This window comes from Luteimonas aquatica (assembly GCF_022662575.1).
Classification (GTDB): domain Bacteria; phylum Pseudomonadota; class Gammaproteobacteria; order Xanthomonadales; family Xanthomonadaceae; genus Luteimonas; species Luteimonas aquatica.
Map to the genome: position 1 here is coordinate 23541 of NZ_JALBFU010000005.1, position 24475 is coordinate 48015.

25 protein-coding genes are annotated in these 24475 nt (G+C 70.3%); 14 read left to right on the forward strand and 11 right to left on the reverse strand.

Features of this window, described 5'->3' with window-relative positions:
- Positions 1–5: 5 nt before the first annotated feature.
- From MD221_RS11680 to MD221_RS11700, 5 genes are all read right to left on the reverse strand, one after another.
- The gene (locus MD221_RS11680; RefSeq protein WP_242111929.1) at positions 6–1292 is read right to left on the reverse strand and encodes a hypothetical protein; all 1287 of its coding nucleotides are present in this window, start codon (positions 1290–1292) and stop codon (positions 6–8) included.
- Positions 1293–1645: 353 nt separating this feature from the next.
- Positions 1646–4492 carry a glycerol-3-phosphate 1-O-acyltransferase PlsB gene (plsB, locus tag MD221_RS11685; protein ID WP_425602260.1) on the reverse strand — a complete coding sequence of 949 codons (2847 nt, stop codon included), beginning with the start codon at positions 4490–4492 and terminating at the stop codon, positions 1646–1648.
- A 47-nt stretch (positions 4493–4539) separates the two neighbouring features.
- Entirely contained in the window at positions 4540–5451 is a 912-nt protein-coding gene (locus MD221_RS11690) for a hypothetical protein (protein ID WP_242111930.1), read from the reverse strand.
- Positions 5452–5553: 102 nt separating this feature from the next.
- On the reverse strand, positions 5554–6246 hold the full coding sequence (locus tag MD221_RS11695) for a hypothetical protein (protein WP_242111932.1): 693 nt from the start codon (positions 6244–6246) through the stop codon (positions 5554–5556).
- 91 nt (positions 6247–6337) lie between these two features.
- On the reverse strand, positions 6338–6658 hold the full coding sequence (locus MD221_RS11700) for a hypothetical protein (protein WP_242111934.1): 321 nt from the start codon (positions 6656–6658) through the stop codon (positions 6338–6340).
- A gap of 203 nt (positions 6659–6861) precedes the next feature.
- Here MD221_RS11700 and sctU point away from each other — a divergent pair, with 203 nt between their 5' ends.
- On the forward strand, positions 6862–7932 hold the full coding sequence (gene sctU, locus MD221_RS11705; RefSeq protein WP_242111935.1) for a type III secretion system export apparatus subunit SctU: 1071 nt from the start codon (positions 6862–6864) through the stop codon (positions 7930–7932).
- 8 nt (positions 7933–7940) lie between these two features.
- On the opposite strand, the gene sctT is transcribed toward sctU, so the two are convergent.
- The 6 genes from sctT to MD221_RS11745 all read right to left on the reverse strand — a co-directional run bounded on the left by sctT (position 7941) and on the right by MD221_RS11745 (position 12844).
- Positions 7941–8723 carry a type III secretion system export apparatus subunit SctT gene (sctT, locus tag MD221_RS11710; RefSeq protein WP_242111936.1) on the reverse strand — a complete coding sequence of 261 codons (783 nt, stop codon included), beginning with the start codon at positions 8721–8723 and terminating at the stop codon, positions 7941–7943.
- A gap of 20 nt (positions 8724–8743) precedes the next feature.
- Positions 8744–9010: a type III secretion system export apparatus subunit SctS gene (sctS, locus tag MD221_RS11715; RefSeq protein WP_242111938.1), complete on the reverse strand. Its 267-nt coding sequence runs from the start codon at positions 9008–9010 to the stop codon at positions 8744–8746.
- 4 nt (positions 9011–9014) lie between these two features.
- A complete protein-coding gene (locus MD221_RS17515) occupies positions 9015–9926 on the reverse strand; it encodes an EscR/YscR/HrcR family type III secretion system export apparatus protein (RefSeq protein WP_425602261.1) in 912 nt (303 codons plus the stop codon).
- Between the two features lie 70 nt (positions 9927–9996).
- Positions 9997–11091, reverse strand: a complete 1095-nt coding sequence (gene sctQ / locus MD221_RS11730; protein WP_242111939.1) for a type III secretion system cytoplasmic ring protein SctQ — start codon at positions 11089–11091, stop codon at positions 9997–9999.
- Positions 11084–11686, reverse strand: a complete 603-nt coding sequence (locus tag MD221_RS17520) for a response regulator transcription factor (protein WP_277928897.1) — start codon at positions 11684–11686, stop codon at positions 11084–11086. Before MD221_RS17520 ends, sctQ begins: the two co-directional genes overlap by 8 nt.
- A gap of 60 nt (positions 11687–11746) precedes the next feature.
- Positions 11747–12844: a sensor histidine kinase gene (locus MD221_RS11745; protein WP_242111940.1), complete on the reverse strand. Its 1098-nt coding sequence runs from the start codon at positions 12842–12844 to the stop codon at positions 11747–11749.
- 102 nt (positions 12845–12946) lie between these two features.
- Here MD221_RS11745 and MD221_RS11750 point away from each other — a divergent pair, with 102 nt between their 5' ends.
- The 13 genes from MD221_RS11750 (at position 12947) to MD221_RS11810 (ending at position 24437) form a co-directional block, all read left to right on the forward strand.
- The gene (locus MD221_RS11750; protein WP_242111942.1) at positions 12947–13411 is read left to right on the forward strand and encodes a flagellar biosynthetic protein FliO; all 465 of its coding nucleotides are present in this window, start codon (positions 12947–12949) and stop codon (positions 13409–13411) included.
- A gap of 282 nt (positions 13412–13693) precedes the next feature.
- A complete protein-coding gene (sctV, locus tag MD221_RS11755) occupies positions 13694–15745 on the forward strand; it encodes a type III secretion system export apparatus subunit SctV (protein ID WP_242111943.1) in 2052 nt (683 codons plus the stop codon).
- Positions 15746–15947: 202 nt separating this feature from the next.
- Entirely contained in the window at positions 15948–17267 is a 1320-nt protein-coding gene (locus MD221_RS11760; RefSeq protein ID WP_242111944.1) for an FHA domain-containing protein, read from the forward strand.
- 107 nt (positions 17268–17374) lie between these two features.
- On the forward strand, positions 17375–17695 hold the full coding sequence (locus MD221_RS11765) for a hypothetical protein (RefSeq protein WP_242111946.1): 321 nt from the start codon (positions 17375–17377) through the stop codon (positions 17693–17695).
- 122 nt (positions 17696–17817) lie between these two features.
- Positions 17818–18234, forward strand: coding sequence for a hypothetical protein (locus MD221_RS11770; RefSeq protein ID WP_242111948.1), 417 nt, complete (start codon positions 17818–17820; stop codon positions 18232–18234).
- Positions 18235–18253: 19 nt separating this feature from the next.
- Positions 18254–19066 (forward strand): type III secretion system inner membrane ring lipoprotein SctJ, encoded by an 813-nt coding sequence (gene sctJ / locus MD221_RS11775; RefSeq protein WP_242111949.1) that lies wholly within the window; start codon positions 18254–18256, stop codon positions 19064–19066.
- 181 nt (positions 19067–19247) lie between these two features.
- A complete protein-coding gene (locus tag MD221_RS11780; RefSeq protein WP_242111951.1) occupies positions 19248–19907 on the forward strand; it encodes a hypothetical protein in 660 nt (219 codons plus the stop codon).
- 19 nt (positions 19908–19926) lie between these two features.
- Positions 19927–20601, forward strand: coding sequence for a FliH/SctL family protein (locus tag MD221_RS11785; protein WP_242111952.1), 675 nt, complete (start codon positions 19927–19929; stop codon positions 20599–20601).
- Positions 20598–21968: a FliI/YscN family ATPase gene (locus tag MD221_RS11790; protein ID WP_242111954.1), complete on the forward strand. Its 1371-nt coding sequence runs from the start codon at positions 20598–20600 to the stop codon at positions 21966–21968. The genes MD221_RS11785 and MD221_RS11790 overlap by 4 nt, the downstream gene beginning before the upstream one ends.
- A complete protein-coding gene (locus MD221_RS11795) occupies positions 21965–22456 on the forward strand; it encodes a hypothetical protein (protein WP_242111955.1) in 492 nt (163 codons plus the stop codon). Before MD221_RS11790 ends, MD221_RS11795 begins: the two co-directional genes overlap by 4 nt.
- Positions 22457–22468: 12 nt before the next feature.
- Positions 22469–23233, forward strand: coding sequence for a type III secretion HpaP family protein (locus MD221_RS11800; protein WP_242111957.1), 765 nt, complete (start codon positions 22469–22471; stop codon positions 23231–23233).
- Between the two features lie 233 nt (positions 23234–23466).
- Positions 23467–24054 (forward strand): hypothetical protein, encoded by a 588-nt coding sequence (locus MD221_RS11805; RefSeq protein WP_242111959.1) that lies wholly within the window; start codon positions 23467–23469, stop codon positions 24052–24054.
- A 77-nt stretch (positions 24055–24131) separates the two neighbouring features.
- On the forward strand, positions 24132–24437 hold the full coding sequence (locus MD221_RS11810; RefSeq protein WP_242111961.1) for a hypothetical protein: 306 nt from the start codon (positions 24132–24134) through the stop codon (positions 24435–24437).
- Positions 24438–24475: the final 38 nt, after the last annotated feature.

Below are 24475 nucleotides of genomic sequence, written 5' to 3' on the forward strand. Positions count from 1 at the left end.
GCGTCCTAGGCGCTTTGCGGCGCCGAGGCCACCTCGGCCCTGGGCAGCCTCGCCACCGCACGATCGAAGGCCGCCGCCAGCAGCACGATGCGCAGCAGTTCGGTGAACAGCGCCGGCCGCGCCGACAGCGGCCCGTTGAACAGCAGCGAGAGCGGCTGTCCGATCACTTCCCAGCTCTCCCAGTCGCGCGCGCCGATCAGATCGACCGCCACGCGCCACGCGCTGGCATCGACGAAGGCCAGCACCTGCCAGCACAGGCACAGCGTCAGCAGGGCGGGCAGCCCGGCGCGCAGCACCAGACGCAGGCTGTTGACCACCGGCACGCCCTTGCTGGTCCAGCCGGCGCTGGCCTTGTCGGCGAGCTTGCGCCAGACCAGATGCATGCCCTGGTAGCGCGAGCCCAGCGCCGACCATTGCGCGTCGGCGCCGTCCAGGCGATGCCGGCGGCGCAGGTCCAGGCCGTAGATGATCGCCGTGATCGCCAGCCATACCAGCGGCATCACCACGCCGCCGGCGGCGATGGAAAGGAATTCCCAGGCCGGTTCCAGCACGCGCTTGAGCGGTGCCAGCGAGATCCAGCCGGCGAACGGGTTTTCCCACCATTGCGCCACCACCACGTAGACCACCCGCGCGTGCCACCAGTCCTTGATCCAGGCGATGCCCTGGGCGATCGCGGCCACGCCCACGAATACCCAGTAGGCTTCGCACACGGTCGCCAGCACCGTCCAGGCCGCGTGGCCGGTGGCGGCGGCGCGGCGCTTGGCGACCTCGCGCACCGCCCATGCGATCAGCAAGGCGATCCACAGGCCGTGCAGCGCGAAGATGTCGCCGAGGTTCTCGCGGTTCTCGAAGGAGACGCTGAAGATGTAGGTGAGGCGGAAATCCCGCTTGACCCCGTCCAGCAGCCCCCAACTGGCGTAGTAGGCGAAGAACGGCAGCAGCGCGATGGCCAGGGCGCTGAGCCAGGGCCTGGCCGGACGGGCCGGCGCGACGCCGAGGCCGGCCTGGGTCTCCAGCGACGGACGCACCGCCAGGAACATCGCGATGGTGCCGGCCAGTTGCGTCACGATCAGCAGGGCGATGGCCGCGTACGAGAGCAGCACGCTGGTCTCGGCGAGCCGGATGGCCGCATCCAGCAGCAGGTCGTAGGCCACGCGCTGGGCGAAATACCAGAACAGCAGCGCCGGCCAGTGCCGCCAGAGCAGGCGTCCGGCCAGGCGCGGGATCTCCCACCAGGTCGGGGCCTGGGGCGCGGCGGACGGTGCGGCGAGCGAGGGACTGGCGACGGACATCGACCTGCGGCGTTGCGGAACCGTCGCGAGGGTAGCGGGGATCGGCGGCCGGCGCGAGCGGCGAGGCCCGGCGCGCGGTCCTGGGCGCGCGCCGCAGGCATCCGTTCCGAGATGGAGGCGCGCATCGGCGGCGGCCCGCAGCGCGTCCTGGCCCCGTGCCGGCCCTGATCGACGATGCGCGAGGGCGCGGCCTGCCGGATGCCGCGGTCCCGGCAAAGGGCCGCGGCGCGCGGCGCGTCAGTGGCAGGGCTTCTTGTCGTCTCGCCCGGCCAGATCGCGTGCCAGAAGGTCAAGCCCCGCCGCGTGGACGGCGAAGGGCGGACGGGTGCGGAATCGGATCGGCGCCGGCGGCCTCAGGAGGCCATCAGGTCGGGCTCGGGATCGGGCTTGGCCGCCTCCGGGCTGACCTTCTCGATGGTGTGGCGCAGTTCGCGGCCGAGGATGACCTTGGCGTCCTTGGCCCAGGCGTCCAGGCGCTGGTCGAAGACCAGCTTGCTGTTCTCGTCCAGCCACACCAGGCGCAGCTCGCGCAGCTTCTGGATGAAGCCGCGGAACAGGCCCTTGTCGAAGAATTCCGGGGCCGCCGGGGCGTACAGCAGCGACAGCCGCTGCGCGGCCAGCTGGCACAGGCTCTCCAGCTCGCCGGCGCCCAGCGTGCCGGGACCGTTCTTGGCCAGCACCGAGATGGCGATGTAGTAGCGCTCGAAGGCCTGCTGCAGCGGATGGCCGATGGCGCGCAGGCGGAACACCTCGTCCGATTGCCCGGCGTTGCGCGCCAGGATGCCGCCGTCTTCCTCGCCGCCGCCGTCTACGTGCTCGAGCAGGCCCTCGCGCACGAACACGTCGATGGTGCGGTCGATGCGCTCGGCGAAGCCGTCCTCGTCCCAGGGCAGGAACAGCTCGGTCTGCAGGAACGGGTACACGCTGCGGCCGATGCGGCGCAGGCTGTTGCGCGCCATGCGGCGGTTGTGCTGGAAGCAGCAGGCGATCCAGCTGGCGGCGGTGAACAGGTGGATGACGTTGTTGCGGAAGTAGGAGAGCAGCACCGCGGTGTCGTCGTCGACGGTGAGCACGTCGCCGAGCGGATGGCTGACGCGCTGCAGCACCTTGATTTCCTCGCCGTGGGCGATGATCTCCTCGGGCGCGTGCGGGGTGACCGTGACCAGGTCGCTGTAGGGCACGTCCTGCAGCAGCACCTTCGACAGCGCGATCTGCGCGCGCAGGTCGGTCTCGCCCATGGCGTGCTTGGGCGTGGACAGCAGCGCCAGCGCCAGCAGGTTGATCGGATTGACGTCGGCGGCGCGGTTGACGTTGACGTTGATGCGCTGCGCCAGCGCGTCGACGGTGTTCGACAGCCACTGCGGCTTGTCGTCCTCCGACAGCGGCTGCCCGTCCCACTCCGGCGCGTGCACGGCCAGCGCGTCGTTGAGCAGGATGCGCTCGCCGAAGTTCACCACCACCTGGCCGTAGTTCTGCCGCAGCACCTTGGGGATGCCCCACAGCAGCGCCCAGATCGATTCCTTCTCCTTCGGCTTGCCGGTCAGCTCGTCGAGATAGCTGCTGCCTTCCATCAGCTTCTCGTAGCCGACGTAGATGGGTTGAAACAGGATGGGCCGCGTGGGCTGGCGCAGGTAGCCGCGCACCGTCATCGCGATCATGCCGCCCTTGGGCTGCAGCAGGCGGCCGGTGCGCGAGCGCCCGCCCTCGATGAAGTACTCCATCGAGTAGCCGCCGGCGGCCAGCTGCGCCACGTATTCGCTGAGCACCGCCGAGTACAGCACGCTGCCCTTGATGCTGCGGCGGATGAAGAACGCGCCGCCCTTGCGAAGGATGCTGCCGAGCACCGGCAGGTTGAGGTTGATGCCGGCGACGATGTGCGGCGGCACCACGCCCTTGGTGTAGAGCAGGTAGGACAGCAGCAGGTAGTCCATGTGGCTGCGGTGGCTGGGCACGTACACCACCTCGTGGCCCGGCGCCGCCGCCTTGAGCGCCTCCAGGTGGTGCACCAGCACGCCGCGGTAGATGGTGTTCCACACCGGCGTGAGCAGGAAGCTGGCCGAGCGCACCACCGGGTGCGAATAGTCGGCGGCGATCTCGTAGGCCATGCCGTAGGCCTTCTTCCACGCCTCCTCGATGCTGCTGTTGTCGCGCCTGGCCTGGTCGGCGATCGCCTCCTTCACCGGGTCGGAGGAGAGCACCTTGTCGATCAGCAGGCGGCGCGTGGACAGATCGGGGCCGATCACCGCCTCGCGGATGCGGTTGAAGTGGGTGCGCAGCACGCGCGAGAGCTTGCGCACGGTGCGCTCGGGCGTCAGGTCCTCCTGGACGATGCCGCGCACGTCCACGGGCGCGGCGAACTGCACCAGGGTGTTGCGGCCGTTGAGCAGGATGGCCAGCAGGCGGCGGAAGCGGCCGACCAGGGTCCAGTTCTCCGAGAACAGCACCGAGAACCAGCCGCTGCTGCGGTCCGGCGCCTGGCCGACGAAGATCGACACCGGCACCAGCTGCACGTCCAGCGCCGGATCGGCGCGGTGCGCCTCGAGCAGGCGGGCGAGCGATTCGGAATGGGTCTTGGCCTTGGTCGGCAGCGGCTCGCCGGTCACGGCCAGGTAGCTGAGCATGCTGCCGGCGCTGCGCCTGGACAGCGCCAGGTAGGCGCGCTTGCGGCCGAGCGGATCGCCCGGCAGCGGACGCAGCGGCGAGGGCATGCCGGCTTCGCGGCAGGCGCGGTCGAGGATCAGCGCGTTGGACAGGCCGTAGTCTTCGAGCACGTAGCAGACAGGGCGGTCGCCGATCAGGCCGCGCGGTGCCTGCGGTTCGATCTTCAGCTCGATCCAGGGCTTGAGGAACTGGCCGAGCAGCCGGACCCACCAGGGACGGCGCGCGCGGGGCTCGCGCGCGGCGGCCTCCGCCGCCTGGGCGGCGGCCGCGTCCTCGGCCTGGACGTTTCCGTCCTCCCCGGCGTGGGGCGCGGTGTCCGCCGCAAGAGGCTCGGGGTCCGTCGCGGGCGCCACCTCCGGCGCCGGCGCGGACGGCCCGGAGGCCGCGACCGGGGCGGCTTCCGTCTCACCGGCCGGCGGGACGGGCTCGCTGCGGGCGGCATCGCCCGGCGCTGGCGTAGCGCTGGCGGCGTCGGAGGACGGCGACGGTTCGGCGTCGAACAGGTTCGGTTGGGTCGGCTGGTTCGGCATCGGCGGCATTATGCCGAGAAACCGATGCCGGCCCTGCGGGAGGCGGGAGCGGCCCGCTAGCCGGACGGCGGTCTGGCCGGTGCCGACGCGGCCGGCGCGGCGGCCGGTTTCGCCGCCGCCGCCCGCGCCTGGCGCAGGAAGTCGCTGACGTACCAGCGGCCTTCGATCCGCTCCACCCGCACGATCGCGTCGATCGGCTCGCCGGCGAAGCGGTAGCGCATGCGCACCAGGGCGCTGTCGCCGGTCTGCGACTGCAGGCTGGCATCGAGTGCGCCGAGCCCGGCGTCCAGGTCCAGTCCGTAGCCGGCGAGCACCTGCTTGCAGGCCAGGGAGAAGCCGGAGAGCCGGCGCAGGCTGTCCTGTAGCCCCAGGAGGGCGAAGTCCGCGTCCGAGGCCAGTCCGGTCTGGCGGGCGGCCGCGGCCAGTTGCGCGATCGCCGCCCTGGCCCGCTGCGGGTCCGACAGCGGCGCCGCCTGCGCCCAGCGCGTGGCGGCGACCACCAGCTGCGCGTAGTGCTCGCGCTCGCTTTCGCTGAAGTCGCCTTCGTTGCGCAGGTACTGCGCGGTGAACAGGCCGAGGGTGGCGGCGGTGGATTTCAGCTCGGCGTCGGCGCGGGCGAACTGGCGGTCGAAGTCGGCGCCCAGGCGGGCCTCCGCGCCGGGCCTGGCCAGCGCCCCCAGCATTTGCGGGACGCGCTCGCCCAGCGGCAGCGCGTCCAGCGGCCAGCGCGTGCGGCCTTCGCGCCAGGCGGCGTCCAGCTGCGCATGGAGGTCGGCGGGCACCGCGTCGCGGGCGAAGGCGGCCAGGTCGTTGTCGCGCAGGTGGCGGGTGAGTAGGGAAACGGCCTGCGCCGGCCGCTCCGCGCCGGGGGCCGCGGCTTGCGCCGGCGCCGGTGCCGACGGCTGCCGGCAGGCGCCGCAGGCCAGCAGCAGCGCCACGAGCGCGAGTCTCCAGACACGATGTCGCATCGACCTCTCCCCAGGGCGGGGCATCTTGGCCTCGCCCCCGCGGGCCGGCAAGGACCGGCCTCCCAGATCAGGGATTCTGCACGCCTGTGGCGTGCGCCGGCATTACAGGTCGCGCACCACCCATTCGCGGGGGCTCTCGGCGGGCGGGGTTTCCAGCGCCGCCTCGGCCACGTCCTCGGGCGACTTGCCGGCTTTCCAGGCGGCGGCGATGGTCGCCAGCCGCTCGCGGGTGGCGCGGGTGTAGGCGCCCTCGAGCTCGTTCTGGGCGTCGGCGGCGAGCTTCTGCGGATACAGGGTGCGGGCGTCGTCGCTATGGTTGAACAGCGCGATCAGCCGCGCCAGCGTCGTGCGGAAGGCCTCGGGGCCGAGGGTGATGCGCTGGGTGCGCTGCAGATGCCAGACGGTGAGGTATTCCACCGGCCCGAGCATGCGCTGCGGGGTGGCGCCGAAGAACTGGCCGGAGAAGACGTTGCCGGCCAGCGGTCCGGCCGAGAGCAGCTCGCCGCTGTCCGGCGGCCGCGCCGCGCCCCAGGAATTGAGCGCGCCGCCGGGCATGTCCATGCGCCGCAGCGCGGTGCCGAAGGTCTCGGCCAGCAGCTGCTTGGCGGGGGCGTCGTCGCTCTCGGCGATCACGCCCAGCACGCGCAGGAACAGCGGATAGCCCTCCTCGCCCATGCGCCGCGCCAGCCGCTTGAGCACCGTCAGGCGGTATTCCGGGTCCTCGTGCGCGCCGAGCACGGCGACCAGACGGCTGGCGGCCGCGCGCAGGGCGGCGGGAGAAGGCGTATCGGTCATGGGGAAGCGGACGAAACGGCGGCGAAGGCCGCCAGTCTAGAACCTGTCCGGGGATGCAGGTCGAGGAACGCGGATTCAGGCCGCGGCGCGGTCAGGCCGCATCGGCGGCCGGCTGCTCCAGGGGCGCCGCGATCACGTCCGGCGCCTGTGCGGCGGCCTCGGGCAGCGGCAGGGCGCTGAACTGCGCCTGCAGCTCCGGCTCGCCGTCCAGCTGGTGCGGGCCGTCCTCGTCCCAGGCGCGGGCCTGGAGGATGCCCTCGCCGGTGTCGTGCTGCGGCCCGACCGGCGCCAGCAGGCCCGGATCGCGCAGCGCGCCCGCCTGCTGCGGCTGCTCGAGCGCGACCTGTCCCTGCGCCGGGTCGAGACCGGGAACAAGGAGGCGAGGGTCGGTCGGGCTGCTGATACCGCTCATGGGACGACTTCGGGGGACTTGGCGACGGCCGCAAGGGCGGCGATGACGGGAATCTATCGCGTCGGTCGGGACCCGGGCAGCTAGGGATAACCCTAGATGGCCGGCGGCGGACATCCGCCGTTCAAGCCGCCCGCCGCGCGGGGCGGGGCCGGCGCCGGGCATGCTAGCCTCCTCCGGCCGATCCTTCCAGCGAGCAGCCCCGCATGGCCGACAAGGACCAGGGCGCCGACAAGACCGAACCGCCTACCCAGAAAAAGATCCGCGACGCCCGCAAGGACGGCAGCGTCGCCAAGAGCAAGGAGCTGACCAGCACCGTGCTGGTGCTGGGCTGGCTGGCCGGCGGCTGGCTGATGATGGGCTTCATGTACGGCAAGCTGCAGGCGCTGTTCGAGCTGAGCCTGGGCGCGATCGGCAAGCCCTTCGACACCGCGGTGCGCGAGGTGGCCAGCGGCGCCTTCGACGTGCTGCTGTGGCTGACGCTGCCGCTGCTGGTGATGGCGCTGTTCCTGGGCGTGCTGGTGGAGTTCCTGCAGGTGGGGCCGCTGCTGGCGCTGAAGAAGCTCACGCCCAAGCTCGACCAGATGAACCCGGTCGAGGGCATGAAGAAGATGTTCACGATGGACAATCTGGTCGAGCTGGTGAAGTCGGTCATCAAGAGCGGCTTCCTGCTCTTCATCGGCGGCGTCGTGCTCTGGGGGATGCTCCCGTCGCTGCTGCGCCTGATCAATTCGCCGCCGATCGCGATCGGCTCGGCGGTCTGGTACGCCCTGCTGCGCATCGGCGTGTGGACCATCTTCGTGTTCTTCTTCGTCTCGGCGCTGGATGTCTGGTACCAGAAGTTCTCCTACATCAAGAAGCTGCGCATGAGCCGGCGCGACATCCGCCAGGAAGTGAAGGAGAACGAGGGCGACCCCTACATCAAGTCGCGGCGCCGCCAGTTGCATCAGGAGTGGTCGCAGCAGAACATGCTCAATGCCGTCAGAGGATCGAACGTCGTCGTGACCAATCCCACCCACATCGCCATCGCCCTGCAGTACGAGCACGGCGTCGACGATCTGCCGATCGTGGTCGCCAAGGGCGAGGACTACGACGCCGAGCAGATCAAGAAGGCGGCCGAGGAGGCCGGCATCCCGATCCTGCAGAACATCGAGCTGGCGCGCGGGCTGAACGAGAAGGTCGAGCTCGACCACTACATCAGCGACGAGTTCTTCGAGGCCGTGGCCGAGGTGCTGCACTGGGCCGAGGGCGTGCGCCGTACGCGCGCCGACGAATAGGCGGCGGCTCAGCCGAAGACGCGCTGCAGCAGTTCCAGGAATCCGTGCTGGTCGCCCAGCCGCTTGATCAGGAATTCCACCAGCGTGCCGAGCAGCAGCAGCAGGATCGCCGTGGCCAGCCAGGCCTTGATCGGCAGGGTCAGCGCGAACACGTTGAGCGAGGGCGCGTAGCGGTTCACCAGGCCGAAGGAGACGTCGATGATCAGCAGGATCACCATCGCCGGCGCGGCCAGCAGCAGCGCCGCGGTCATCATGTAGCCGAACTGCCCGACGAACACCGCCATGCCGCCGGGTTGCAGGTGCGGCCAGAACGAGGTGACCGGCCAGACCGCGTAGCTGGACATCAGCAGGTCGAGGAAGATCAGGAACGCGCCGCTGGCCATGAACAGCCAGCCGGCCAGCTGCGAGAGGAACTGGCCGTGCAGCGAGGACTGGTGGCCCTGGATCGGATCCATGATCGAGGCCATGCTCATGCCGATCTGGGTGTCGAGGATGTTGCCGGCCGCGCCGATCGCCCAGAACACGATGCCGAAGCAGAAGCCCAGGGCGATGCCCAGGAACAGTTCCTTGAGGATGATCGGCGCCATGTCGGTGATCGGCATGCCCCCGGCGGGCAGGCCGGCCAGCGCGACCGGCAGGGCCACGATCGCCAGGCTCACCAGGAAGCTGTTGCGCACCAGCGCAGGCATGTTCTCCGAGGTGATCAGCGGCAGCATCAGGAACGCGCCGATCACGCGGGGCAGGGTCAGCCCCAGCGCCGTCATCGGATTGCCGATCAGCTCGTATTGCACCGGTCAGGCCTCGCGCATGCTCAGCGGCGGATCAGGCCGGGAAAGTCGATGAACAGGCGATCGGCGAAGGTGTACAGCGTGCCGCCGATCAGCGCCGCGGTCACGAACAGCGTGACCACGATGGTGAAGAACTTCAGCGCATAGGCGAAGGTCTGCTCCTGCAGCTGTGTGGCCGCCTGCAGGAACGCCACCAGCAGCCCCACCAGCGCCGCCGCGCCCACCGGCGGGCCGGACAGGATCAGGGTCAGCCACAGCGCCTGTTTGGTGAGCTCGAGAACCTCGCCCATCGCCTCAACCTCCGTAGGTCAGCACGAGGCCGTGCACCAGCTTGGCCCAGCCGTCGATCAGCACGAACAGCAGCAGCTTGAACGGCAGCGAGACCGTGGTCGGGGACAGCATCATCATGCCCAGCGCCAGCAGGATGTTGGACACCACCAGGTCGATGATCAGGAACGGCAGGAAGATCAGGAAACCGATCTGGAACGCCGCGGTCAGCTCGCTGACCGTGAAGGCCGGAATGATCACGATGAAATCGTTGGCGGTGATGTCGTTGCGCCTGGCCGGCGGCAGCAGGCGCTGGGCGCTCTGCAGGAAGAATGCGCGCTCGGCATCGTGCGAGTGCTTGAGCAGGAAGCCGCGCAAGGGTTCCTTGCCGGCCTGGGCCAGCGCCAGCAGGCGCTCCACGCCCTTGGCCGGCAGCGGCGGCAGCGTGGCCTGTTGCGGCGGCGGCGGCGCGGCGGCCGGCGCGGCGGGAGGGGGCGCGGTCCCGTCGGCGGGAGTCTGCGGCTGCGCATTGACCACGGCCTCGGCCTCGGCCTGCTCGCCGGCGGCGGCGGCGGGCGAGGTGGGCGTGGCCGGTGCGGCGGGCGGCGCGGGGGCGGTGGTCACCGGAGCCGGCACCGTCTGCGCGGGCGGCGTGGTGATGATCGACGCGGACGGCGGCGGCAGGCCCTGCTTGCGCGCCTCGATCGCGGCGTGGGTGTCGAGGATCACCGGATACATCACGTAGATCGACAGCACGATCGCCAGGCCGTTGATGACCACGTTCGGCGGCACCTGCTGCAGGCCGAGCGCGTTGCGCAGCAGGCTGAGCACCACCACGATCTTGGTGAAGGACGTGACCATCACCGCCACGAACGGCGCCAGCGCCAGGCTGACGACGGTGAGCAGGATGAGTGCCGGGTCGAGAGTGCTGAAATCCATGCGGGGCGCTTTCTTCGTCGTCGATGGGAGGGTGTTGCGGAAACTTCCGGAGCCGGCTAGCGCAGGCGCGCTACGCCCACGAGAGCAGCCGCACGCCGAGCGTATCGCCGACCGCGACGATCTCGCCGCGTCCGGCGCGGCTGCCGTTGGCGCGGATGGTGACGTTGGCGCCCTCCAGGTGCGAGGGCAGCGCGAACACGTAGCCGGGCTGCAGCGAGGCGAGGTCGCCGACCGTCATCTCGATCTGGCCGATGTCGAAGACCAGCTGCACCGGCAGCCGGCGCGCGGGATGGTCCTCGGCCGCGGGCGTGTCCTCGCCGCCGTCTTCGGGAGTGAGTTCGGGGTCGTTCATCATGATGGAAGGCTCCGGATAGCGGGGTGTGGTGACCGTCCTGGCCTCGGCTTCGACGCGCCAGCCCGCGGCGGTCGGCGCCAGCGGCCAGGCGCGGCCGCTGGCGTGGGCCTCGAAGACGGCCGGCGCGCGGCGGTTGCCGGCGAGGATGACATCGCCGACCTGCAGTTCGTCCCATTCGTCCTGGTCCAGCACCGGGCCGGCGCATTCGAGCGCGACCTGCGCGGGCAGGTGCAGCCATTGCTCGATCTCGGGCAGCGGGTCGTCGACGTAGATCGGCTCGGCGCGCGCCAGCAGGCGGTCCAGCCAGGCGGTGGGGAAGCGGACGGCGCCGCGCGTGCGCGCCGGTTGCGGCGCGCCGTCCTCGGCGGGCTCGTCGTCGATGGCGAAGTCGAGCCAGAGCCCGTCCTCGTCGGATTCGAGCAGCGCGGCCCCGGAAGGCGATTCGACCGGCAGCAGGGAGATGCCCAGGCCCTCGCTCAGCCGCATCAGCTGCGGCTCGTGCGCCAGGCTCCAGGCCAGCATGCGCGAGCGGCCGCCGTAGTCGCTCCAGCGCAGGCCCGGCTGCAGCGGCGCCGCGGCGTCCAGGCGCAGCGGCAGCACGCTGCCGTCGGCGTCGACGCCGAAGGTCTCGCCGGCATTGCCGGCCGCGCCCGGGGAGAAGGTCAGCAGGCCGCCGTCGTTGAGGAACCAGCGCTGGGCCGCGCCGAAGAAACGGCGCAGGGCCTGCGCCTGCACCGGCTGCAGCGAGGGCAGGCGCCCGCGCACCGGGGCGGCCTGCGCGGCGTGTGTCGCGATTGCGGGTTCAGCCATGTCCGAGCGCCACCTTCATCAGTTCGGGCAGCGAGCGTACCCCGAGTTTGTTCATCATGTTCGCGCGATGCAGCTCCACGGTCTTGATGCTGATGCCGAGCACGTCGGCGATGATCTTGTTGGGCTTGCTGGCCACCACCAGGTCGAGCACCTGGCGCTCGCGCGGGCTGAGCTTGGCCAGGCAGTCGCCCTGCGCGCCGCCGGCCTGGCGATTGCGCGCGTTGAGCAGCGCGGCGCGGATGGCCTCGGTCAGCGCCTCGTCGCCGAAGGGCTTCTCGAGGAAGTTGGACGCGCCCTTGCGCATCGCCTCCACCGCCAGCGGCACGTCGCCGTGCGCGGTCACGAACACCAGCGGCAGCGCGATGCCGCGCTGCAACAATTCCTCCTGCAGCTGCAGCCCGCTCATCTGCGGCATGCGGATGTCCGAGACCAGGCATTCGGGCGTCTCGGTCTGGCGCGCGCCGGCGTAGGCCTCCAGGAAGGCCGGGCCGGAGGCGAAGGCCTGTACCTCGAATCCCGCCGTTTCCAGCAGCCAGGCGGTCGAATCGCGGAAGCCGTCGTTGTCGTCGACCAGGTAGATGCGCGCTTCGCTCATGATCTCAGCCCTCGCAATTCGGCGGCGCGACAGGCCACCGCGCATGCCGCGCGGGATCGCCTATCCACGTGCACCGGCGCCTCCGAAGCGCGGAAGGGTGAAGCCGAAGATGCTGCCGCCTCCATCGCGCGGCTCGAAGAACAGCCGTCCCTTGTGATACTCGATGATCGAGCGGCAGATCGCCAGTCCGATGCCCAGGCCCTCGTTCTTGGTGGTGAAGAACGGCGAGAACAGCTGGCCCTGCTGTTCCGAACTCAGGCCGGCGCCGCGGTCGCATACCCGCACCTCGATCTCGTCGTCGAGGTTGACGCGGCCCTCGATGCGCAGCTCGCGCCGCGCCGCCGGCACCTCGCGCATCGCCTCGATGGCGTTCTTGACCAGGTTCAGCAGCACCTGCTCGATCATCACGCGGTCGGCGAACACCGTCGGCAGCGACGGCGCCAGCAGCACGTCGATGCGCAGCTGCAGGCGCTCGGCCTCCAGGCGCAGCAGCTCCAGCACCGTCGCCGCCATCACCGCGACGTCCTGCTCGCTGCGCTTGGGCTCGCGCGCGCGCACGAACTCGCGCACCCGCGCGATCACCGCCGAGGCGTGCTCGGCCTGGGTGCGCGCGGCCTGCAGCGCGCGTTCCACCTGCGCCGGCCCGCCGGCCTGGCCGACCAGGCGCAGACTTCCGTTCAGGTAATTCATGATCGCGGCCAGCGGCTGGTTCAGCTCGTGCGCCAGCGTGGCCGCCATTTCGCCCACCGACATCATGCGCGAGGTGAACAGCAGCTTTTCCTGCTGGCTCTTGCGCGAGTCCAGGGCCTCGATGCGCTCGCCGATGTCCACGGCGGTGAGCAGCCACAGCGCCTGGCCGTCGTGCTCGGCCTCGCCCCAGTGCAGCGCGTACCAGCGGCCGCTGTGCGGGGTATGCACCTCCTGCGGCGGCGCGCCTTCGGTGGCGACCTCGGTGTGCAGCGCCGCCAGCAGCGCATCGCGCCGCACGTGCTCGGGCAGCGCCGAGAAGGCGTCGAGGAAGCGATGGTTGGCCGCCACCAGGGCGCCGTCCTTGCGCGCGTAGGCGGCGCAGGCGAACGGCACGGCCTCCAGCAGCGCCCCCGCGCCGGCGGCGGCCTGCGATTTTGCGCGGACGCCGGTCATGTGCGCGCTGGTCATGGAACCGAAGCCGTCTCCGCCGGCGCGGCACGGCGCAGACGACAGCGCGCGGACGCCCTGCTACGGTAGCCGCCGCTTCTCCGTCCCGTACCCTGGCCCGCCATGCCGAAGCGTCGCTCGAAAATTTGCCTGTCCCGGCCGTGGTCGTTGGCCATCGTCGTCCCCCTGGTCTGCGGCTGGGCCAACCCCTTGCTGGCCGCAGCGACGGCGCCGGCGGCCGGCGCACCGGCAGAGGCCCCGTCCATGATGGGCGAACTGCTGGGAATCCTGCTGCCGCTGGCTCTGATCATTCTCGCTTTGTTTGCCGTGTTGCATTTCGCGCGGCGACGTTTCGGCCTGACCGGGCAGAACGCCACCCCGCTGACGATCCTACAGATTCTTCCCGTGGGCCCGAGGGAGCGGATCGTGCTGGTCAAGGCACGATCCGGGCGCGTGTTCGCCGTGGGCGTGGCGGGTCAAAGCGTGACGTTCCTCACGAATTTCGACCCGGACGATCTGACCGCGCCGGAATCCGCGGCGCCGGCAGCCCCCTCCGCCGAAGGGAGCGGTATACCGCTTTCACGTTAAATTTTTGTGATGCGCGACGCTGACCCGATTGGGCCCCGGATCCCGAAATAGGAAAGAGGGGCAGGCACGGCCTGCCACGTCATGTCATCGTCACACCATCTTCACGCCTTGAATCCGCCGACGGTATATGTTGATTTGCCACATTGTGACGCATGAGGTCAGGGGAAGAATGCGCCAGGTTCGCGATTTCGCTTCGGGGCGAGTCGATGCGGTGTCCTTTTCGCCCGCGAACGGCCCGCGGCCAGGCAAGGCCGGTGCGGCGCGCCTGAGCGGAGGCTCCCGATGCGCGCGCTGATCGACTCGATCATGGCCGCCCCGGCCGGCAGCGGGCCGCGCCTGCGCACCGGTTACAGCGACATCGTCCTCGCCGTGGCGGCGGTGACGATCATCAGCGTGATGATCCTGCCGCTGCCGTTGATCGCGATCGACATCCTGGTCGCGTTCAACATCTCGATCGGCTTCGGCCTGCTGCTGCTGGCGATCTACATCCCGACGCCGGTCGCGTTCTCCAGCTTCCCCAGCGTGCTGCTGCTGACCACGCTGTTCCGCCTGGCGCTGTCGATCGCGATCACGCGCTCGATCCTGCTCCATGCCGAGGCCGGCCACATCGTCAACACCTTCGGCAGCATGGTGGCCGGCGGCAACCTGGTGGTGGGCCTGGTGGTGTTCCTGATCATCACCGTGGTGCAGTTCATCGTGGTGGCCAAGGGCGCCGAGCGCGTCGCGGAAGTGGCCGCGCGCTTCACCCTGGACGCCATGCCCGGCAAGCAGCTGTCCATCGACTCGGACCTGCGCTCGGGCCTGATCGACAAGGACGAGGCGCGCCGCAAGCGCCGCCTGCTGGAGGTGGAAAGCCAGCTGCACGGCAGCCTCGACGGCGCCATGAAGTTCGTCAAGGGCGACGCCATCGCCGGCATCGTGATCATCATCATCAACCTGCTTGGCGGCCTGGCGGTCGGCGTGCTGCAGCACGGCATGGACCTGTCCACGGCCACGCACACCTACAGCATCCTCACCATCGGCGACGGCCTGGTCTCGCAGATCCCGGCGATCCTGGCCACCATCGCCGCCGGCCTGGTGGTGACGCGCACCGCCGGCGAGCAGGACGACCGGCACCTGGGCGAGGCGATCACCCGGCAGATCTCCGGGCAGCCGCGCGTGCTGCTGATCACCGGCTGCCTGGCGCTGCTGATGACCCTGGTGCCCGGCTTCCCGTGGATGGTGTTCCTGGTGCTGGGCATCGCCCTGCTCACCTTCTCGGCCTGGCGCTACCGCCACCAGTTCGAACTGCTGCGCCGCGCCTTCCGCGTGCCCGAGGACGAGATGGCGGCGGCCCAGAAGCCCGCCGAGAGCGACGAGCTGGCCCCGCCGCCGCCGCTGCTGCTGGAGCTGGCCCCGTCGCTGTCGGCGGCGATCGGCAGCGAGCCCACGCGCGCGCGCGTCGCCGAGATCGCCCAGAAGATGCGCGAGGAGTCCGGCGTGCCGGTGCCGGTGCCGCAGGTGCGCACGAGCGAGACGCTCGCCGAGGGTGAATACCGCCTGAGCGCGCATGGCGCACGCATCGCCTCCGGCCGCCTGCGCGCCGACGCGCACGTCCGCCTGCCGCGCCTGACCGGCGACACCGCGCCCAAGCTGCCCGGCTTCTTTCCGGCGCTGGCCGGCGAATGGACCGCCGAACCCGGCGAGGACACCCGCCCGCCGCTGGAGGTGGTCGCCGAACATCTGCGCGGCGCCCTGCAGCGCCGCATGGGCGGCTTCATCGGCATCCAGGAAACCTCCAACCTGTTCGCGCGCATGCAGCGCGACTATCCGGACCTGGTCAAGGAAATGCTGCGCGTGGTCGCGCCGCAGCGCGTGGCCGACGTGCTGCGGCGGCTGGCCGAGGAGGGCGTGCCGGTGCGCAACCTGCGCGATGCCTTCGAGGCCATCACCGACGTCGGCGGCCGCGAGAAGGACGTGGTCCTGCTCACCGAATACGTGCGCGTGGCCCTCAAGCGCGAGATCGCCGACCGCTATGCCGACGCCGAACGCACCCTGCATGTGCTGCTGATCCACCCGGAGCTGGAGGACAAGCTGCGGCAGTCGGTGCGCGTGGCCGGCGGCGCCAGCCAGCTGGCGATCTCGCCGGAGCTGGCCGCGCGCCTGGGCGCCGAGGTGCGTTCGCACCTGGCGCGGCAGCCGGCCGGGGTGCGGCCGGTGCTGCTGTGCTCGCTGGATGTGAGACGGCACCTGCGCAAGCTGATGGAAGTCGATTTCTTCGATCTGCCGGTCCTGTCCTACCAGGAGCTCGCCCCCGATCTGCGCATCGTGCAGGCCGGCCAGATCAACGCATGACGGAAACCTCCGGTGGCAGTGGAGGTTTCCGGCACAAGGACGCGCCGCCCTCCGCATTCAGGCAGACATTGCTGAATGCGGTGCCCGCTTCGGTTCATCCCGAATTGGGCAAGCCCGGTCCATGGTGCCCCCACATGGATCGGGATAACCCTAGGTAGCCAAGTCACAAACCGCGGTAGATCATCCGCAAGTGAGTCCAACCATGTCTTCCAGCCACGACAACGCCGCCGCCGGCTCTCCCGCCAAGGGAGAGGGGTCCCAGGTGCTGCGCATCCTGTCGGGCCTGCACGCCGGTGCCGGTCGCACCCTGGCGGCGCGTGAAATGATCCTGGTCGGCAGCGGCGAGGATTGCGACATCGTCCTGGCCGACGCCGGCGTCGCCCGCCATCACGCCCTGATCAACCTGCTCGGCGACGTGTCCTCGCTGCGCGCGCTGGATGCGCCGCTGCGCGTGGACGGCCAGCCGCTGCATCCCGGCGACCCGGTCGAGCTGCGCCCGCTGCAGCGGATCCAGATCGGCGAGGCGGCCATCGCCTACGGTCCCGAGGACGCGCCCGGATGGGCCGAACTGCAGCCGGGTAATACCGGCTTCAGCGCGACCGCCGCCCGCGTCAGCCGGGCCGGCATGCGCCGCCTGCCGGTGATCGCCGCCGTGGCCGCGCTGTCGCTGGCCGCCCTGGCGGTGTTTGCCGCGGTGATGCCGGCGGGCAAACCCAAGATCGATACCGACGCCGAGGCCAAGGCCCTGGTGCGCGACTTCAACATCTATAAGGGCAAGCTCTCCGCCGACGGAACCGGCCTGGCCACCCTGACGGGCACCGTCCCCGACCGCGCCACCACCGACCGCATCCAGCGCCGCATCCAGGAGCGGGGCCTGCCGGTGGCGCTGAACCTGCGCACCGGCGAGCAGATCGCAGCCGACGTCAACGAGGTGCTGCGCACCACCCTGCCGGGCGTGGACACCAAGGCCCACTACCTGGGCGAGGGCAGCGTCGAGGTGTCCGGCTACTTCCAGGACATGGCCGGCCTGCAGCGCGTGGCCGGATCGCGGGCGATGCGCGAGGTGGTGGGTCTGACCCGGATCGTGCCCAAGAACCAGGCCGCTGTGGCGGTCGGTGGCCAGGTCGAAGCCTCGGCCAATGCCGCGGCCCCGCCGCCGCCGACCCGGATCGTATCCGTGGTCCGCGGCAAGGATGCGCACCTGGTCGGGGTCGACGGACAGATCTACAAGCCAGGCGCCGACATCCCGGGCCTGGGCCGGCTATTATCGATCGGCGAGGTCGCGCAGGTGCTGGGGAGCGACGGCATGCCGCACAAGGTGGACGTCCGCCCGGTGACCGCCCAGGAAGTGGCCGCGGCGGCGGATCAGCAGCTGGCCAAGGACAGCAAGACGGCCGCGGCCGCCCAGCCCGCCCCTTCCCAGACCGCGTCCGCGCCGGCCGTCCCGCCCGCCAAGCCGGCGGTCGCCCAGAATTCCGTGCCCCCGGCGGCCACCGCCGCCGAGGGCAAGCGAAAGTTGTAAGGTTGTCTTCAGGTTGTCCGACACAAGGTCTTCACACAGCTCCATCACCGTAACCCCCATCGTCGTAAACCGGTCTTTGGACCGTCATCCACGAGGAGACAAGCAAGATGAGCACGATCGATCAGAGTCAACTGCAGGGCTTTCTGGCCAACACCACCGTCAGCAACGCCGGCGGCGGCGGTGGCGTCAGCGGCGGCGGCAAGGGCAACTGGATGCGCGCCCTGGCCGAAAGCGGCATGCGCAATCTCGACGCCCAGGCCTCCAAGATCACCAGCCTCTCCGATTCGGTCGGCAGCGGCGCCGACAAGCCTTCGGACATGATCGCGGTGACCGTGGCCGCGATGGAAATGAACTTCAAGTCCAACAGCGTCTCCACGCAGCTCAACTCCGCCAGCCAGGCGATGGAAGCGCTCGCCAAGCGGAGCTGATGCCGTTGAGGACGATGCGGCATGCGCGCATGTCCTCGACCGGGTAGCGGCATGATCCCTGCCCGGCGCGGACAGGCACGTGCCGTTCGACAGTTCCCACACTTTCATTTGGGGAAGCCGAAATGACCGAAGCAATCCAGGCAGTCGCGGCGGAAGCCGTCAAAGCCACGCAGACGACGGCGCCGGCGGCGCAGCCGCAGGCCGGCGCGTTCGAGGTGCACCAGTTCTCGGACGCCTACGCCCGCAACAACGCGGCCGCCGCGTCCGAAGCGCAGAAGAGCGCGGGCGTGAACGCCACGCAGGGCCCGTCGGAGAGCATGCGCGCGATCGCCGCGTTCGCCAACAACATCAACAGCGGCGCCGGCGACATCGGCCAGCTGGCGGAGAAGATGAGCAGCGCCGATTTCGCCTCGCGGCCCAGCGCCATGATCGAAATGACGGTGGCCTGCCAGCAGTTCATGTTCAAGGCCGAGCTGACCTCCAACGTGGCCAACCGCACCTCGGACGGCATCCAGCAGCTGTTCCGTCAGCAATCGTAACCAAGAGGCAGGGGCAGGCATGAAATCGTCAGGGCTGCAGTCGTCGTGGTGGTCCCGGCCGCATGCCAGGGCCGTGGCCCTGGTCGCGTGCCTGCTGCTGGCCGCCTGCGGCAAGTCGGCGCTGTACAGCGATCTCGACGAGCAGCAGGCCAACCAGGTGATGGCGGCGCTGCTCAGCGCCGGCATCGATGCGGACAAGGACCCCTCGCTCACCAACAAGGAACGTTGGGAAGTCAAGATTTCGCAGGGGGATTTCCCGACCGCGATGCAGGTGCTCAACGCCAACGGCCTGCCGCGGCGGCGCTCGGAGTCGATGGGCGAGCTCTTCAAGAAGGAGAGCTTCGCTTCCTCGGCGCTGGAGGAGAAGGCGCGCTACATCTACGGCCTCGAGGAAGGCATGCGGCAGAAGCTGCTCAAGGTCAACGGCGTGGTCGATGCGGAAGTCTCGATCGCGTTGCCCGACCGCGAGCCGCTGAGCGGCGAAACGCCGGACTCTTCGGCCTCGGTGATGATCTTCCATCGTCCCGAGGTGAACCTGAGCGATCGCGAGACCGACCTGAAGGTCTATATCAAGGACGGCATCGCCGGCCTGAAGGACGTCAACAAGGTCACCATCAAGTTCTTCCCGGTCGGGCAGAAGCAGGCCGTGCAGCGGGTGGCCCGCAGCGGCGTGGTGCCGGCGGCCCTGTCCTCGATCAGCCCGCTGGCGATCGGCATCACCGCCGGCATCGTGTTGCTGCTGGCCGTGGGCATCGCCCTGATCGCGCGCCTGCGCGGCGGCAAGGCGCAGTCCAAGCAACAGCCGGAAACGGCCCCGGTGTGGAAGGGGTGAGCAAACGCGTGCTTTGCGCGGCACCGCCGCGCAGCGTTTGCGAACGCCCGGCCACGCATGGCCGGGCCGGACGGCCCGAAGCCAGCCATGTTCCGCCATGGAGGGCAACGCAGGCTCGGCAGAATCCGGCAGGCGCGCTTTGCGCGGCGCCGTAACACGGTGCTAGCCCAGGTCCTCTGCCATGAGCCTCCAATCGCTCCTCGAAGAAGTCGATCCCGGATGGTATCGGCCGCCTGGCGCCGACACGGCGCAGACCGGCGGCGGCCGGGGCGATGACCTCGACTCCAAGTTGCTGCAGCGCAGTCTGGACAGCGAGCTCGGCCAGCGGATGCTGGCGCGCTGGCTGGTCGCCGGTGCCGCGCCGCACCTGTTCGCGCCGCGCGCGGACGGCGGGACGTCCCGGCTGGCCTCGGTCTGGCCGCGCGAGCGCCTGGCGGCGCTGATCCGCGACCTGGGCGTGCTGGCCTACGCGCCGGCGATCCGCGGCGAGGTCGGGCGCGAGCCGGTGCGCATCCTCAAGCGCGCCCTGGGCAACAGCTATCTGCTGGCCCTGGACAAGGCAGTCTGGGACGGCGCCGCCGACAATGCCGTGGCCGCGCGCCTGCGCGCGGCGCTGCATGCCACGCTGGCCGCCTGCACGCAGGACGACGCGCCCTTGTACGCCCTGCTCGACCATCACGGCCGCCACGAACTGCGTGCCTGGGCGGCCGCGCGCGATCCCGCGTTCGCCGATTGGGTCATGCTGTTGTGGCCGCGCGAGGACGCGGTGCCCGCCCATCTGCCGGAAAAGCAGGTGATCTTTCTCACCGGTCATCACGAAAAGCGCGGCGGCGCGCAGTAGCGCCCGCGCGGTCAGATCTATGTCCATCGAATCCGACGCCTCGATCGTTTCCCGTCCCGCTTCCGCGCGCGCCACGGCCGTGGTCTTCGAGCGCAAGCAGTACGAGCGCGCCGTCACCGGCAACGTGCTGGCGGCGCAGGACTGGGCGCGGCTGGACGAACTGGACACGCTGCTGGCGCGCGCCAACGCGCTCTACGACCAGGCCTCCGCCGAGATCGCCCAGGCCCGCGAGCAGGGCCATGCGGCCGGCTTCGCCGAGGGCCTCAAGCGCGTCGAGCAGCAGATGACCGAGCAGCTGGCCGCGCTCAACGAGCGCCGCGCGCGCGTGCTGGCCGAGGCCAGCGGCCGGGTGGTCGACTTGGCCTGCGCCATCGTCGCCCGCATCGCCCCGGGCTTCGACGCCAAGACCGTGGTGCCGCCGATGGTGATGCGCGCGGTGGAAGCCGCGCAGGCCGAGCAGTTCCTGCTGATCCGCGTGCACCCGTCCGTGCGCGAGAGCGTGGCGGCCGGCCTGGGTGCGGTGCGCCAGGCGCATCCGGCGGTCGGCGTGATCGAACTGGTCGACGACCTCAGCCTGGATCCGCTCAGCTGCGTGGTGGTGTCCGAGGCCGGCGAGGTGCGCGCCGGCGTGGCCCAGCAGATCGAAGCGATCCGCACCGCGCTGGCCAGCGCCGCGGGCGGGCATCGGGAATGAATACCGACAAGCCCGACGCCCCGCTGCTCGGCGACGCGCCCGGCTTCGCCGACGATCCGCTGTTCGGCGCGCTGGCCAAGGCGCATTCGCTGTCGATCGAGCGCGTCGGCCGCGTCGCCGAGGCCTATGGCACGCTGATCCGCGCCACCGGCCTGAAGGCCTCGATCGGCGAGCTGTGCCACTTGCGCAACCCGCCCGGCGCGGGCGATCCGAACTTCAAGCTCGCCGCCGAGGTGGTCGGCGTCTCCAAGCAGCTCACCCTGCTCACCCCGCTCGGACCGCTCGACGGCATCGCCGCCACCACCGAGGTGGTGGCCAGCGGCCAGCAGGCGGCGGTGCGCGCCGGCCCCGGCCTGCTCGGCCGCATCCTCGACGCGCACGGCGAGCCGATCGACGGCAAGGGCGCCATCGGCCCCTCGGTGCCGGCGCCGATCTACGCCGCCTCGCCCAATCCGCTGGCGCGCAACCTCATCGAGCGCCCCTTCTCCACCGGCGTGCGCGCCATCGACGCCACCATGACCGCCGGCGAAGGCCAGCGCATCGGCATCTTCGCCGTCGCCGGCGGCGGCAAGAGCACCCTGCTCGGCATGCTGGCGCGCGGCGGCAACGCCGAGGTCAACGTGATCGTGCTGGTGGGCGAGCGCGGCCGCGAGGTCAACGAATTCATCCACGACAACCTCGGCGCCGCGGGCCTGGCCAAGTCGGTGATCGTGGTCGCCACCTCCGACCGCCCGGCGCTGGAGCGCAGCCGCGCCGCCTGGGTCGGCACCGCCATCGCCGAATATTTCCGCGACCAGGGCAAGCGCGTGCTGCTGCTGATGGACTCGGTGACGCGCTTCGCGCGCGCGCTGCGCGACGTCGGCCTGGCCATCGGCGAGCCGCCGGCCCGGCGCGGCTTCCCGCCCTCGGTGTTCAGCGCCATGCCACGCCTGTTCGAGCGTGCCGGCAACAACGACAAGGGCTCGATCACCGCCTTCTACACCGTGCTGGCCGAGGACGAGGACGGCGGCGACCCGATCGTCGAGGAAGTGCGTTCGATCCTCGACGGCCATATCGTGCTTTCGCGCAAGCTCGCCGCCGCCTACCACTACCCGGCCATCGACGTGCTCACGTCGCTGAGCCGCACCATGCCGCGCGTGGTCGATCAGGCCCACCTGCGCGCCGCCGGCCAGCTGCGCAAGTACCTGGCCAAGTACAACGACATCGAGCTGCTGCTGCAGCTGGGCGAGTACAAGCGCGGCACCGACCCCGACGCCGATGTCGCCATCGACAAGATCGGTCCGATCCGCAAGCTGCTGCAGCAGTCGGCGACCGAGCTGGTGCCCTTCGCGCAATCCTCCGATGCGCTGCGCAGGCTGTTCGCATGAGCAAGCGCTATCCCTTGGCCACCCTGCTGCGTTTGCGCGAGCATCGCACCGAGACCGCGCGCATGCAGGTGCTGGAGTGCCAGCGCGCGGTGGCCGCCTGCCGCGACGCCTGCACCGTGATCGAGGGCGAGATCCGCGACCTGCAGCACGACCGCGCCGACCAGCGCCGCCGCCTGCTCGATCCGCCGCCGGCGGGCGTGCCCTGGCCGATGGCGCTGGAGCAGCGCGAGGCGCATATCGATCTGCTGGCCAACTACATCGTCGCCGCGCAGCAGCGACTGGCGCAGGCCCAGCAGAGGCTGCGCGAGGCCGAGCGCGTGCTGGACGAGGCGCGCACCGCCTTCTTCCGCGCCAAGGCCCGCCAAGAGGCGCTGGAGAAGCGCAAGGACGCCTGGCGTGGCGAACAGCGCGCGCTGGAGGCGAGAATGGACGAGGCCGCGGCCGAGGATTTGCAGCAGGCCGCGCGGCTGATGCAGGTGAGCGAATGAGGAGGGCTGAGCATGAGCATCGAGCGTAGGGAATCCCGTCGCGCCGACGAGGCGCGCATGGAGCGCCAGGCCGAGGCGCGCCAGGTGGAAGCGCGGCAGATCGGCAACCGGCACGAGGCCGCCAGCGCCGAGCACGTCGACCGTTTCCGCGCCGCGTTGGAACGCCAGGCCGAGGGCAAGGCGCCGACGCAGCCGACGCAGCGACAGAACGAACAGTCGCAGGCCCGGACCCGTTCCGAAAACTCCGCCAAAGCCGCTGCCGAACAGGCCAGGCTGGCCGCCGAGCAGGGCGCCTCCGGGACGCGCGAGAGCGCCGGCGCTTCCCGCTCGGCGCTGCAGGGACTGAAGGAGCGCGACACCCGCAAGGGTGGCGGCGATGGCGGCGGCACCGGTTCGGAAGCCACCAAGAGCGATATCGCCGGCCTCTGGCAGGCGCAGATGGCGCTGCGCAGCGAGGCCGCCCCGGTGCCGACGGCCCCGGCGCCGGTCAATACCCAGGTTTTCGCCGAGCTGATCCAGAAGCACGTGCGCCAGATGGCCGCCAGCGACGATGCCGCCCGCGACAGCGACGGCCAGGTGCTGCTGCGCATGTCCGACGCCACCTTGCCGGGGACCGACCTGCTGCTCAGCCGCACCGCCACCGGCTGGACGCTGCGCGCCGACTCGCGCTCGCGCGACAGCTACGAGGCGATCCGGCGCGCCGCTCCCGAACTGGCCCGGCGCTTTGCCGACAGCGATCTCGGCGAGCTGACCATCGACCCGCATTTCCATGCCTGAGCGCGGTCCTCACCGGGCTTTCGCGACGGCCCAGTCATGCTGCCGCCATGAAAGGCCGACAGGATCACGGAAAGGCCGGGTCGGCCGGGGTCTCGCCGCAGGGGGAGATTTCGCCACCCTAGGGATTGCCCTAGTATCGGCCCCAGGGATTGTCTGCTTAACTTGATCCATGGACCGGTCCGGGGGGATCCGCCGTCAAGGCGCCCCCGACCACTTCCGGAGACGACGCACTGATGGCACCGCCCACCCGCCGCGCAGTTCCCCGCAAGCGACCCGCCGCAAGGCCGGTGCCGCAGGCGCGCGCCGGCCTGGAGATGACTTCCGTCGCGGAAAACGTCGAAGAAGGTGGCGCCGGTCAGCAGCGCGAGGAACTGCTCGCTACATTCGAGGCCGCGCTGCGCGAGCAGCCCGGCATGGATGAGAAGAGCCTGGAGATCATGCTCCAGCAGTTCCGCGAGACGATCGACAGCGCGCCGCTGGATCCGTCGCTGACGGTTCCGGATCGCAACATGTGGCTGGAAACGATCGATGCCCTGGTTCGCAGCCAGAGCATTACCGAGGCCGACCGCAGCGAGCTGATCCGCGAATTCGATGAGGCCATGGCGCCTCTGCAAGATCAGGATGTGCTCGTTGCCCTCGAGTTCGCGCAACGCATCCAGCGCGATGGCCGCGAAAAGGCGCTTGAGTGGTTCAACGCCCAGCGCGAGCAGCAGGAACAGGCGGCCGGGCAACAGACCCCGGCGCGCGAAGGACCTTCGCAGTTCCGTCAATCGATCACTAAATCGCGTTCACGCAGGTTGCGCGGTCCTCCCGGCGTGTAGGTTTGAATCTTCGCATTAAGGCCTGACAAGGTCGCAAGACACTCAAATTCACTACACAATTCTTCGGAGAACACATCATGAGCAACACTGTCGACATCATCGGTAACCTGGCCAAGCTGACCCTGAGCGGCGACATCGACGGCGCCGGTGCTAACAAGAGCTGGCTGCATGCCGTTGCCAAGGCCATGGGCCAGAAGATGGGCGAGCTGGCTTCCAGCATGGTCACCAATGCCAACCTCGTGGCCAGCCCGAACGAGAAGATCTCCAGCTCGGCCTCTGCGAAGCTGACCGCGGACAGCCAGCTGTTCTCGATGGTCTCCAACGCCACCTCGACCGCGCTCAAGAGCGCCGGCGAAGGCAACGTCGCCCTGGTCCGCAAGTAAGCCCGGCGACAAGCGTCATCCAGAAGCGGGCCCCGGTA

Coding starts and splice junctions, on each gene's coding strand:
- MD221_RS11680 (WP_242111929.1), bottom strand. CDS start 1,292: ATGTCCGTCGCCAGTCCCTCGCTCGCCGCACCGTCCGCCGCGCCCCAG.
- plsB (WP_425602260.1), bottom strand. CDS start 4,492: ATGCCGCCGATGCCGAACCAGCCGACCCAACCGAACCTGTTCGACGCC.
- MD221_RS11690 (WP_242111930.1), bottom strand. CDS start 5,451: ATGCGACATCGTGTCTGGAGACTCGCGCTCGTGGCGCTGCTGCTGGCC.
- MD221_RS11695 (WP_242111932.1), bottom strand. CDS start 6,246: ATGACCGATACGCCTTCTCCCGCCGCCCTGCGCGCGGCCGCCAGCCGT.
- MD221_RS11700 (WP_242111934.1), bottom strand. CDS start 6,658: ATGAGCGGTATCAGCAGCCCGACCGACCCTCGCCTCCTTGTTCCCGGT.
- sctU (WP_242111935.1), top strand. CDS start 6,862: ATGGCCGACAAGGACCAGGGCGCCGACAAGACCGAACCGCCTACCCAG.
- sctS (WP_242111938.1), bottom strand. CDS start 9,010: ATGGGCGAGGTTCTCGAGCTCACCAAACAGGCGCTGTGGCTGACCCTG.
- MD221_RS17515 (WP_425602261.1), bottom strand. CDS start 9,926: ATGGATTTCAGCACTCTCGACCCGGCACTCATCCTGCTCACCGTCGTC.
- sctQ (WP_242111939.1), bottom strand. CDS start 11,091: ATGGCTGAACCCGCAATCGCGACACACGCCGCGCAGGCCGCCCCGGTG.
- MD221_RS17520 (WP_277928897.1), bottom strand. CDS start 11,686: ATGAGCGAAGCGCGCATCTACCTGGTCGACGACAACGACGGCTTCCGC.
- MD221_RS11745 (WP_242111940.1), bottom strand. CDS start 12,844: ATGACCAGCGCGCACATGACCGGCGTCCGCGCAAAATCGCAGGCCGCC.
- MD221_RS11750 (WP_242111942.1), top strand. CDS start 12,947: ATGCCGAAGCGTCGCTCGAAAATTTGCCTGTCCCGGCCGTGGTCGTTG.
- sctV (WP_242111943.1), top strand. CDS start 13,694: ATGCGCGCGCTGATCGACTCGATCATGGCCGCCCCGGCCGGCAGCGGG.
- MD221_RS11760 (WP_242111944.1), top strand. CDS start 15,948: ATGTCTTCCAGCCACGACAACGCCGCCGCCGGCTCTCCCGCCAAGGGA.
- MD221_RS11765 (WP_242111946.1), top strand. CDS start 17,375: ATGAGCACGATCGATCAGAGTCAACTGCAGGGCTTTCTGGCCAACACC.
- MD221_RS11770 (WP_242111948.1), top strand. CDS start 17,818: ATGACCGAAGCAATCCAGGCAGTCGCGGCGGAAGCCGTCAAAGCCACG.
- sctJ (WP_242111949.1), top strand. CDS start 18,254: ATGAAATCGTCAGGGCTGCAGTCGTCGTGGTGGTCCCGGCCGCATGCC.
- MD221_RS11780 (WP_242111951.1), top strand. CDS start 19,248: ATGAGCCTCCAATCGCTCCTCGAAGAAGTCGATCCCGGATGGTATCGG.
- MD221_RS11785 (WP_242111952.1), top strand. CDS start 19,927: ATGTCCATCGAATCCGACGCCTCGATCGTTTCCCGTCCCGCTTCCGCG.
- MD221_RS11790 (WP_242111954.1), top strand. CDS start 20,598: ATGAATACCGACAAGCCCGACGCCCCGCTGCTCGGCGACGCGCCCGGC.
- MD221_RS11795 (WP_242111955.1), top strand. CDS start 21,965: ATGAGCAAGCGCTATCCCTTGGCCACCCTGCTGCGTTTGCGCGAGCAT.
- MD221_RS11800 (WP_242111957.1), top strand. CDS start 22,469: ATGAGCATCGAGCGTAGGGAATCCCGTCGCGCCGACGAGGCGCGCATG.
- MD221_RS11805 (WP_242111959.1), top strand. CDS start 23,467: ATGGCACCGCCCACCCGCCGCGCAGTTCCCCGCAAGCGACCCGCCGCA.
- MD221_RS11810 (WP_242111961.1), top strand. CDS start 24,132: ATGAGCAACACTGTCGACATCATCGGTAACCTGGCCAAGCTGACCCTG.